Annotated in this window: 11 protein-coding genes; 8 read left to right on the top strand and 3 right to left on the bottom strand. The window is 40.6% G+C overall.

Annotated elements, in window-relative coordinates:
• Positions 1–355: 355 nt before the first annotated feature.
• Entirely contained in the window at positions 356–811 is a 456-nt protein-coding gene (locus RWZ99_RS07540) for a YueI family protein (protein WP_314677590.1), read from the bottom strand.
• A gap of 207 nt (positions 812–1,018) precedes the next feature.
• Here RWZ99_RS07540 and eno point away from each other — a divergent pair, with 207 nt between their 5' ends.
• Positions 1,019–2,323 (top strand): surface-displayed alpha-enolase, encoded by a 1,305-nt coding sequence (eno, locus tag RWZ99_RS07535; protein ID WP_002886048.1) that lies wholly within the window; start codon positions 1,019–1,021, stop codon positions 2,321–2,323.
• Positions 2,324–2,477: 154 nt separating this feature from the next.
• On the opposite strand, the gene RWZ99_RS07530 is transcribed toward eno, so the two are convergent.
• Positions 2,478–2,663, bottom strand: coding sequence for a hypothetical protein (locus RWZ99_RS07530; RefSeq protein ID WP_314677587.1), 186 nt, complete (start codon positions 2,661–2,663; stop codon positions 2,478–2,480).
• Between the two features lie 158 nt (positions 2,664–2,821).
• Complete coding sequence (locus RWZ99_RS07525; RefSeq protein ID WP_314677585.1) at positions 2,822–5,014, bottom strand: LTA synthase family protein; 2,193 nt, start codon at positions 5,012–5,014, stop codon at positions 2,822–2,824.
• A 161-nt stretch (positions 5,015–5,175) separates the two neighbouring features.
• Between RWZ99_RS07525 and RWZ99_RS07520 the strand changes: the two genes are divergently transcribed.
• The 7 genes from RWZ99_RS07520 to RWZ99_RS07490 all read left to right on the top strand — a co-directional run.
• Positions 5,176–6,339 carry a class I SAM-dependent rRNA methyltransferase gene (locus RWZ99_RS07520; protein WP_314677581.1) on the top strand — a complete coding sequence of 388 codons (1,164 nt, stop codon included), beginning with the start codon at positions 5,176–5,178 and terminating at the stop codon, positions 6,337–6,339.
• Entirely contained in the window at positions 6,336–7,013 is a 678-nt protein-coding gene (gene aroD, locus RWZ99_RS07515; protein WP_314677578.1) for a type I 3-dehydroquinate dehydratase, read from the top strand. Before RWZ99_RS07520 ends, aroD begins: the two co-directional genes overlap by 4 nt.
• Positions 7,003–7,860: a shikimate dehydrogenase gene (locus tag RWZ99_RS07510; RefSeq protein ID WP_314677577.1), complete on the top strand. Its 858-nt coding sequence runs from the start codon at positions 7,003–7,005 to the stop codon at positions 7,858–7,860. The genes aroD and RWZ99_RS07510 overlap by 11 nt, the downstream gene beginning before the upstream one ends.
• Before the next feature lie 12 nt (positions 7,861–7,872).
• On the top strand, positions 7,873–8,940 hold the full coding sequence (gene aroB / locus RWZ99_RS07505; RefSeq protein ID WP_314677576.1) for a 3-dehydroquinate synthase: 1,068 nt from the start codon (positions 7,873–7,875) through the stop codon (positions 8,938–8,940).
• A complete protein-coding gene (aroC, locus tag RWZ99_RS07500) occupies positions 8,941–10,107 on the top strand; it encodes a chorismate synthase (RefSeq protein ID WP_314677574.1) in 1,167 nt (388 codons plus the stop codon).
• A 29-nt stretch (positions 10,108–10,136) separates the two neighbouring features.
• Positions 10,137–11,243 (top strand): prephenate dehydrogenase, encoded by a 1,107-nt coding sequence (locus RWZ99_RS07495; protein ID WP_314677572.1) that lies wholly within the window; start codon positions 10,137–10,139, stop codon positions 11,241–11,243.
• A gap of 9 nt (positions 11,244–11,252) precedes the next feature.
• On the top strand, positions 11,253–11,419 hold a 167-nt coding region (locus RWZ99_RS07490; RefSeq protein WP_314677591.1), incomplete at its 3' end, for a YlbF family regulator.

Genomic DNA, 11,419 nt, shown 5'->3' with positions numbered 1-11,419 from the left:
CACAAAGAAAAGCCCTTGGAAACTTGTGTTCCAAGGACTTTGTCTTCAATCTGAGCTGACCAGAGGTCAGCTCAGATTTAAGGGATAGTCTTTTTTGGAGAATTCCCTTAGGTAATATCAGACGTCAGCGACTGTCTTCAAAGTTCCATGACTACGTTATGAGTTTGAAATCTCAAAACTTCCGAACGCCTGAAACGATGAAGTTTCAGGCATTCTTATCAGGTCAGAAAGTCTCGATATATGCTCACTTCAATCGAAAAATAAGATTATCCCCCTCTTTTTAGAGCTTCCTAGTTTACGATGTCTTCAAAATAGTTTGCATATGCTCTGACATCTGACTTTCGGTCAGATGTTATTATTTTCCAAATAGTTTAGCAAAAAATCCCTTTTTTTCAACGGTTTGCTCAGTTTGCTTAGGAGCAAGAATATCAGGATAGAGCTCTGAGAATAGTACCTTATCAGGATTTTCCGCCTTATCACTATGCACAACAATACCATAGGGTGAGTGTGCTTTTGCTTCATCCACAATAGTTGCAGAAATACTTAGTGTTTGAGCGTCCTTTATATAGGTGAACTGTGTTTGATCAGATAGGTTAGGTGAGAGCTTTAGACTAAGGTTAGGGTAAACTGCTAATAACTCCTTTAAAATCAGAGGAAAGTGTTCTATTACAGTTTTCTTTTCAGCATTTTCCAATAGAACAGCTAGGACTACACGTTCTGCATAGGTGCCAAAATACTGACGAAGTTCATCGGGATTCAGGCGTTTTTCGCCACTGGCGCATTGGAGCACTTTGTTTTCAAGTGAAGTCATAGGGAATCTCCTGTCTCTTTTCTATTTACCATTATACAATATTTTGAATTACTTTTCATTTACTTGTTTTTCTGAGATTTTCAAAAATAATTGAAAATATTAAAAAATAGAAAATCGCAAGAAAATTCTGGTTTTAATTTGCTTAAGCCTTGATATTATGGTAATATAAAGGTGTAAAAAATTTTAACTCATAAGGAGAGTATTGTAATGTCAATTATTACTGATGTTTACGCACGCGAAGTCCTTGACTCACGCGGTAACCCAACACTTGAAGTAGAAGTTTACACTGAATCTGGTGCATTCGGTCGCGGTATGGTTCCTTCAGGAGCTTCAACTGGTGAACACGAAGCAGTAGAACTTCGTGATGGTGACAAAGCTCGTTACGGTGGTCTTGGTACTCAAAAAGCAGTTGATAACGTAAACAACGTTATTGCTGAGCACATCATCGGATTCGACGTACGTGATCAACAAGGTATTGACCGCGCAATGATCGCTCTTGACGGTACTCCAAACAAAGGTAAACTTGGTGCCAACGCTATTCTTGGTGTGTCTATCGCTGTAGCACGCGCAGCTGCTGACTACCTTGAAGTTCCACTTTACAGCTACCTTGGCGGATTCAACACTAAAGTTCTTCCAACTCCAATGATGAACATCATCAACGGTGGTTCTCACTCAGACGCTCCAATCGCTTTCCAAGAATTCATGATCGTACCTGCTGGTGCACCAACATTCAAAGAAGCTCTTCGTTGGGGTGCTGAAATCTTCCACGCACTTAAGAAAATCCTTAAAGAACGTGGACTTGAAACAGCCGTAGGTGACGAAGGTGGTTTCGCACCTCGTTTCGACGGAACTGAAGATGGTGTTGAAACTATCATCAAAGCTATCGAAGCTGCTGGATATGTACCAGGTAAAGACGTATTTATCGGATTTGACTGTGCATCATCTGAATTCTACGATGCAGAACGTAAAGTTTACGACTACACTAAATTTGAAGGTGAAGGCGCTGCTGTTCGTACTGCTGCAGAACAAATCGACTACCTTGAAGAATTGGTTAACAAATACCCAATCATCACTATCGAAGATGGTATGGACGAAAACGACTGGGACGGTTGGAAAGCTCTTACTGAACGTCTTGGTGGTAAAGTTCAATTGGTTGGTGACGACTTCTTCGTAACTAACACAGCTTACCTTGAAAAAGGTATTGCAGAACACGCTGCTAACTCAATCCTTATCAAAGTTAACCAAATCGGTACTTTGACTGAAACTTTCGACGCTATCGAAATGGCGAAAGAAGCTGGATACACAGCAGTAGTATCACACCGTTCAGGTGAAACTGAAGATTCAACAATCGCTGATATTGCAGTTGCAACTAACGCTGGTCAAATCAAGACAGGTTCATTGTCACGTACTGACCGTATCGCTAAATACAACCAATTGCTTCGTATCGAAGACCAACTTGGTGAAGTTGCAGAATATCGCGGTTTGAAATCATTCTACAACTTGAAAAAATAATTCTATAGTAATATAGAATGGAAAGAGGTTCCCTTGGGAATCTCTTTTTTTTGTCTTCTTACAAGTATAATCTCAAACTATAATATTTCTGAGTCTCAACAAGTCATCTGAATTAAAAAACTCCCTCAATCCTATCGATTGGGGGAGTTTAGGCTTAGAATAAGCCCTTAATCTTGTCTAAACCTCTGCTTACCATTTTGTTGCCTGAAACAAGAGATTTAGCTTGGTCGAAGTACTGGCCTAAATTATCTTTGTTTTCCTCAACAAACTTTTTAGCCGCTTCAAAATCTTTTTTCTCGATCATTTTTTTCACTTGGTTAAATAATTCCATTGGTTTCATATCAGGTCTCCTATATAAGTTTTGTTATGACTCTTATTTAATCATGCTTGGAGAAAAATAGCAACAAATATGTCTGAGTCAAATTGTTGAAGAGTTGGTTAGAGATATGGTTGATTTAATCTAAAAAAGACAGTCCTAATCGGACTGTCTTGACAGGCTTATTCTTGTGCAGTTGTAGTTTCTCCACTAGATGAGCTTTCTTCTGTTGAACTTGGGTTTGAGCTTGATTCAGGTTCAACAGGATGTAATTCCTTGTAAGATGGTGTCTTGAATAGGTCAGCTGTTGATTTATTGCCTTTTTGTTTGTAGAGACTTGTTGATTTATCTTTCAGCTTTTTATTGATTTCTTTCAGTTGATCCATCTGTTTCGTGTAGGAAATCGTGCTGGAATCAACAGGTTTCAAACCATTTGGTGTATAGAAACGAAGGAGGTCACCTGTTTGAACAGCGTCACTCATTGAAAGCTGAGTGGCTACTGCCTTACGAATGGCTTCGTTATCCTTTTTAGTCGTTTCATCAGGGTTGGTAATTTCTTCCCCTGTTTGAGTGTTATAGAGTCGACCAGAGTAGCTGGTGTATTGAGGAGTAACATATTGACCTGAGGTCCTAAATGCGACGGTTTGCTTATTATCAGGAGATAGGAGGTCTTGTCCCATCTGGATATAAGAGCTAGTGTCAACACCAAGAATGTGAAGGAGAGTTGGAAGGGCATCGACCTCACCGCCAAAGGTGTTAGAGATGCCACCACCAGTATATCCTGGAATATGAATCATGTAAGGAACACGTTGAAGCATGGCTTTATCATAATTTGACCAAGTCTCAGGGTTCTTCCCGAGCAGTGCCGCTAGATTACTACTTCGCGTATCAGAGATACCGTAGTGGTCACCATACATCACAATAATCGAATTATCATAAAGACCAGTTTCTTTAAGGTAATCAAAGAAGTCTTTGATTGCAGAGTCAAGATAGTTGGCTGTTGCAAAATAACCGTTAACTGTTTCGTCTTTTGTGTTAGCGAGTGGGAAACCTTGCTCTTTTTCGTCACCTGACAGAGAAGTGTATGGGTAGTGGTTAGATACGGTTAGGTATTTAACATAGAAAGGTTGTTGCATTTGTTCCAGATATTTGATGGAATCTGAGAACATGTACTTGTCATTAAGACCGTATTGGAAGGAGTTTTCATCGGTTTTTTCAGTGAAAGCTGATGAGTCAAAGAAGTAGTTATAACCCCACTGTTTGTAGGTGTTATTACGGTTCCAGAAGGATCCAGTGTTTCCGTGGAAAACGGCTGAAGTATAGCCACCTGTTTGAGCTAGGATAGATGGTGCAGCATAGGCTGTATTGGTACCACCGTAGTTTACCATGTATGACCCTGTGCTTAGTCCGAATAGTGATGTTTCCATCAAGGTTTCAGCATCAGAAGTTTTTCCTGATTTAACTTGGTGGAAGAAGTTTGAAAAGGCTAGGGTTTCATTTGAGTGGTAAATGGAATTGAGGAATGGTGTTACCTCATAAGACTGACCATCTACTTGGAGCTTATAATCAATAAGAAACTGTTGGAAACTCTCCAAGTGGATAACAATAACGTTTCTTCCTTTAGCAATTCCATAGTACTTAGGATCAGGTGCTGCATAGTGCTCCTTAACATAAGCTTCAACCTTTTTCATATCGTCTGCTGTTGCAGATGAACGAGCTTGTGAAGCTTGATAAGTTAAGTTACCGGAATAAGCTGTAAAGAAAGGAAGCCCCATAGCACGAACAATATAGTTGTTTGAGAAACCACGTGTCAGTAACTCACCACGGTTAACTTCCGCTAGGAATAGGTTAACTGAGAGGAGGAGTGTCGACAGTGCGGTGACGGCAAAACTAGCTCGTTTATTAAATGGCTTACTATCCGTTTTTAGTTTTTTCCTGAAAACAGCATAGATGAAGAAAGGAATATCAATCAGATAAAAGATATAACTTGGTTCAAGAAGGTTCTTAGCTGAGTCTCCCAGTCCCGCTGCTGAACTAGAACTTGCCAGGATGGTATTTACAGTGATGAAGTCTGTAAACTCTCCAAAGTAAATGACATTAGCAATAAGCAGGAGGTTAAGGATGACATAAATAGCAATCGTTATGCTATAAAAGAAACGGCGTTTCTTGAAGTAAAGTCCTAAGCCTAGTAACATTAATCCCAGTGGAATAGGGTTAATCAGCGAAAGCATAACCTGATATCTGCTTTCCAACTCAAGATTAATGTTGACGTAATAAGCGAATATGGTTTTTAGCCAGTAAAAGAAGAGTAACAAGAGGACAAATCCAAGTCTTGATGAAACTCCCTTCCAAAAGGCTTCATTTATTTTTTTCAAAGTAATACTTCCTTTGATTCTATATTATCTTATTCATTATACCAAATAACAAAATGACTCTCAAAAATTTACTGCCATAGAGTGTCATATTCCTTGACATATAATTGACAAAATCTAGTTACGAAACAGAAATAATAGCATTTTTTTGGTATAATAGTAACATGAGTATATTGACGGTAAGTCCCTTTGCGGAGAAAAAAATCAAACAAGGAAAACAGCTTCTTTTAGCAGAAGATTTTCCAAATATAGCTGAAAACAATCAGTTGATTTATCTTTATAGCCAATCCAAAGAATTTTTAGGAACGGCCTATTTGTCGAGTCAAAATAAGGGGATTGGTTGGTTTCTGTCCCCTAAAAAACAAAAATTGACAGTGACCTATTTTCAGGGGCTTTTTGAGAAGGCAAAGGCCAAACGTCAATCCTATTATGATAATGATTTAACGACGGCTTTTCGTCTTTTCAACCAAGATGGTGATGATTTTGGTGGTCTAACGATTGATTTATATGGCGATTATGCCCTTTTTTCATGGTACAATGCCTTTGTTTATTCCTTGAAGGATATTATTGTAAAGGCTTTTCAAGTGGTCTTTCCGGAGGTTTTTGGAGGCTATGAAAAAATCCGTTTTAAGGGTCTTGATTTTGAGTCAGACCATCTTTATGGACAAGAGGCAGCTGCTACCTTCACTATTTTGGAGAATGGGGTAACTTATGAAGTTTTCCTAAACGATGGGCTAATGACAGGAATTTTTCTTGACCAGCATGAGGTGCGTGATGGTTTAGTTAATGGTTTGGCCCTGGGCAAATCAGTTTTGAATATGTTCTCCTATACGGCAGCTTTTTCAGTTGCTGCAGCCATGGGGGGAGCGGTTGAAACGACATCGGTAGATTTGGCAAAACGTTCACGTGAGTTATCCACGGCTCATTTTGAAGCTAATGGCTTCAGTATGGAAAATCATCGTTTGGTTGTGATGGATGTTTTTGATTATTTCAAATATGCCAAGAAAAAGGGCTTATCTTATGACCTTATCGTTATCGATCCGCCAAGCTTTGCTCGAAATAAGAAACGCACTTTCTCAGCAAATAAGGATTACCACAAGTTAATTGCGCAGAGTCTTGATATTCTATCAGAGCATGGGACAATTATTGCAAGTACCAATGCAGCTAATATGACAGTGCAACAGTTTAAAAAGCAACTGCGTAAGGGATTGGGAGATGTTTCAGCGGACTTTGTTAACTTGCAACAATTGCCAGCGGATTTTGCCGTCAATCCTAATGATCCAACATCAAATTATTTGAAAGTATACACAATAAAGGTAAATAAATGAAAATTGTAGTTCCGATTATGCCGACTAGTTTAGAGGAAGCACAAGCGCTCGAACTGTCTCGTTTTGATGGGGCAGACATTATTGAATGGCGTGCAGATTTTTTAGATAAGCATAGCATCTTAACAGTTGCTCCAGCGATTTTTGAGAAATTCGCAGGCTTTGAGATTGTTTTTACCATTCGTACGACACGTGAAGGTGGGAAGCTTGAGTTAACTGATGCGGAATATGTTGCACTGATTAAGGATGTAGCTGCTATCTATTCGCCAGATTATATTGATTTTGAGTATTTCACACGTAAGGAAGTCTTTGACCAGATGCTTGAATTTTCAAACTTGGTTTTGTCTTATCATAACTTTGAGGAGACGCCTGAAAACCTTATGGAACTTTTGTCTGAGATGACTAACTTGACGCCAAGAGTTGTTAAAGTAGCTGTTATGCCTAAGCATGAGCAGGATGTTCTTGACCTTATGAATTTTACACGCGGCTTTAAGGCTTTTAACCCTGAACAAGAGTTTGTAACCATGTCGATGGGTAAGTTAGGTCGTTTGTCACGTTTGGCGGGCGACTTGGTGGGGTCATCATGGACTTTTGCTAGTCTTGACAATGCCAGCGCACCGGGACAAGTTGCTCTTGCGGACATGTGTAAGATTAGGGAGGTTTTGAATGCAGATTGATGGACATACACGCTTAGCAGCTGTTGTTGCCAATCCTATCAAGCATTCGATTTCTCCTTTCATTCATAATTCAGCCTTCGAAAAGACACAAGTTAATGGGGTTTATGTAGCTTGGGAAATTCCAGAGTCAGACCTGGCTGAGACAGTTGAAAATATTAGACGTTACGATATGTTTGGGATCAACTTGTCTATGCCCTATAAGGAAAAGGTAATTCCATTTTTGGATGAGCTTAGTCCTGCGGCCCAACTGATTGGTGCAGTCAATACGGTTGTTAATCGTGATGGTCATTTGATTGGCCATAATACAGATGGCTTTGGCTTTTTTGCTAGTTTAAAGAATTTCAATCCTAAAGATGCTCATATTATGATTTTGGGTGCTGGTGGTGCGGCTAAATCTATTGTGACGCAGGCAGTTCTTGATGGTGCAAAGAAAGTTAGTATCTATGTTCGACCCCAATCCTTGGACAAGGCAAAAGAAAGCTTTAGAACCTTGCTTGATCAAACCGCTTGTCGCTTGGAATTTCATGATTTAACGGATGCTGACCACTTCCAAGAGGAATTAAGTCAGACCGATTTATTGGTCAATGCGACGAGTGTGGGGATGGATGGTGAGTCATTGCCCATTCCTATAGATACCAGATTTCCTAAGGGACTCTTAGTTGCGGATATCATTTATCAGCCTTTTGAAACACCTTTCTTGGCATTGGTAAGGAAACAGGAGATAGAGGCTGTGAATGGACTTGGCATGTTACTTTATCAAGCAGCAGGTGCCTTTAAATTATGGACTGGCGAGAACATGCCAACAGATACTATTTGGCAGGAATTAGAAAACATTTACAATAGCTAGGAGGGGACGACGATGAAACTAGAGGTAAATTTAACACAAAACCCTTATGACATTATCATTGAAAAGGGAGCTCTTAAGGTGGTAGGCCAATGGGTCAAGTCACTTTGGGAACCACAAAAGATTGCGCTTATTACAGACAATCATGTGGGAGGCCTATATGCAGAAAAAGTTAAGCTTAGCTTGGAGCACGAAGGTTTTGAGGTTGTCGTTTTTGATTTCCTAGAAGGTGAAGCGAGTAAAAATCTTAGGACTGTTAACAAGGCTTATGAGTTTTTAATTAAGAATGGCATGACTCGTAGTGATGGTATTATCGCTCTTGGTGGTGGTGTTGTTGGAGACTTAGCAGGATTTGTCGCTTCAACCTATATGCGTGGGATTCATTTCCTCCAAGTTCCAACCAGTCTAACTGCCCAAGTAGATTCATCTATTGGCGGAAAGACAGGTGTGAATACTCCTTTTGCCAAAAATATCGTGGGAACTTTTGCTCAGCCTGATGGGGTTTTAATTGATCCTAATGTACTTGAGACACTTGGTAAACGTGAATTGATTGAAGGTATGGGTGAGGTTGTCAAATATGGTTTGATTGACGATCCTGAACTTTGGCAGCTCCTTGAAAGCATTGATGGTTCGGTTCATAGTATTTTGGAAAACTCGGAAACCATCATTTACCGTTCATGTAATGTTAAGCGTAAAATTGTGGTTGAAGATGAGTTTGAAGGTGGCGTCCGTATGTACCTAAACTTTGGTCATACGATTGGGCATGCCGTCGAACAAACGGCTGGTTACGGTAAAGTTATGCATGGTGAAGCTGTGGCTATTGGAATGGTTCAGATTTCCCGTGTTGCTGAGGAAAAAGGCCTAATGCCTCAAGGAATCACACGTCAAATTGCTGAGATGTGTGTTAAATTTGGTTTGCCAGTGGACTATGAGCCATGGCGTGTTGATGAGCTCTATACAGCCCTCACACATGACAAGAAAGCCCGTGGTAATAGCATTAAGACAGTTATCGTTCCAGAGATTGGTAAGGCAGCTATCAATCAGATTCCTTTAGTTGAAATGAAAGAGTACTTGGAGAAATAAATGAGATATTTAACAGCAGGTGAGTCTCACGGCCCACGTTTAACAGCAATTATCGAAGGTGTTCCAGCCGGTCTTCCCTTGAGCGCTGAAGATATCAATGGCGATTTGAAACGACGTCAAGGTGGCTATGGTCGTGGTGGCCGTATGAAAATTGAATCTGATAAGGTTGAAATCACTTCTGGTGTTCGTCATGGGAAAACAACAGGGGCTCCAATCACCCTTCATGTTATCAATAAGGACCATCAAAAATGGTTGGACATTATGGCTGTTGAAGACATTGAGGATCGTTTGAAAACCAAACGTAAAATCACCCATCCACGTCCAGGACATGCTGACTTGGTTGGTGGTATGAAATACCGTTTTGATGATTTGCGTAATTCATTGGAGCGTTCTAGTGCGCGTGAAACAACCATGCGTGTGGCAGTAGGTGCTGTCGCTAAACGGATCTTGGCTGAGCTTGATATTGAAATTGCTAACCATGTGGTTGTCTTTGGTGGCAAGGAAATTGATGTTCCAGAGAATTTGACGGTAGCTCAAATCAAGGAGTTGGCCCAACAGTCAGAAATTTCAGTGGTTAACCAAGAACGTGAACAAGAAATTAAAGATTACATTGACCAAATCAAAAAAGAGGGTGATACTATCGGTGGTGTTGTTGAAACTGTCGTTGGTGGTGTTCCTGTCGGACTTGGTTCTTATGTGCAATGGGATACCAAACTTGATGCTAAGATTGCTCAAGCAGTTGTTTCCATCAATGCCTTCAAAGGAGTCGAGTTTGGTCTTGGATTCAAAGATGGCTATCTCAAGGGTTCTCAAGTGATGGACGAGATTCTTTGGAATGAAGAGGATGGTTATACGCGTCGCACTAATAATCTTGGTGGCTTCGAAGGTGGTATGACCAACGGGCAACCGATTGTGGTCCGTGGGGTTATGAAACCCATTCCTACCCTCTACAAGCCATTGATGTCAGTAGATATCGAAACACACGAACCATACAAGGCAACAGTTGAGCGTTCAGATCCAACGGCCTTACCTGCAGCGGGTGTCGTTATGGAATCAGTAGTTGCTACTGTCATAGCTAATGAAATATTGGACAAATTCTCTTCTGATAATTTGGAAGAGTTGAAAGAAGCGGTAGCACATCACCGTGACTATGTGAAAAACTTTTAAGCAGCATCAGTGAAAAGATGGGAGTAGAAATGAGTCAAAAAACTATTTATATTGCAGGATTGGGTCTGATTGGTGGCTCCCTGGCCTTAGGGATTAAAAGGGATCACCCTGATTATGAAATTCTTGGATATAATCGCTCTGACTATTCTCGAAATATTGCACTAGAACGCGGGATTGTTGACCGAGCAACAGGTGATTTTAAAGAGTTTGCCCCCCTTGCGGATGTCATTATCTTAGCAGTTCCCATCAAGCAAACTGTGGCCTACTTGAAGGAGTTGGCTGATCTGGACCTTAAAGATAATGTCATCATAACAGATGCAGGTTCAACCAAGCTTGAGATCGTTGAGGCAGCGGAGCGTTATCTAACAGGCAAAAACGTTCAGTTTGTAGGTTCTCACCCTATGGCTGGTTCTCATAAATCAGGGGCTATTGCAGCTGACGTGACACTTTTCGAAAATGCCTATTATATTTTCACACCGACAAGTCTGACAAAAGAGACAACTATCCCTGAGCTTAAGGATATCTTGTCTGGACTTAAGTCACGTTTCGTGGAGATTGACGCTGCTGAACATGACCGTGTAACTAGCCAAATCAGTCATTTTCCACATCTTTTGGCTTCTGGTCTTATGGAGCAGGCCGCCGATTATGCTCAGGCTCACGAGATGACCAATCACTTTGCGGCTGGGGGGTTCCGAGATATGACCCGTATTGCTGAGAGTGAACCTGGTATGTGGGCTTCCATTCTCATGACTAATGGGCCTGCTGTTTTGGATCGTATTGAAGATTTCAAAAAACGTTTGGACCATGTGGCTGACTTGATTAAGGCTGAGGATGAGAATGCCATTTGGGAGTTCTTTGACAACGGTCGTAAGAAGCGGAAAGAGATGGAAATTCACAAAAAGGGTGGCGTGGAAAGTGCCTTCGATATTTTCGTGGATGTGCCTGACCGTGAGGACGTTATCCTTAGCATTATGGAATTGTTGCGAGGAACGTCTTTGGTTAACCTTCGTATCAATGAAGAAAATCGTGAGGATATTCATGGTATCCTTCAAATTACTTTTAAAAATGAAAAAGATCGTTCACATGCTAAGACTGTTATTGAAGCCAATACAGACTATCATGTGGTGATCGCATAGGAGAATAAAATGACAAATATTTATGATTTAGCAAATGAGTTGGAACGTGGCATCCGTGCCCTTCCTGAGTACAAAACCTTGGTAGAAAAAAAAGAAGCGATTGCAGCTGATGCTGAGGCAAGTGCTCTTTTCAAAGAGTTTACTGATTTCCAAGAGGATTTCTATGCTAAAATGCA

The sequence above is a fragment of the uncultured Streptococcus sp. genome (genome assembly GCF_963545685.1).
Lineage (GTDB): Bacteria > Bacillota > Bacilli > Lactobacillales > Streptococcaceae > Streptococcus.
This window is presented reverse-complemented; position numbering and strand designations above follow the sequence as displayed.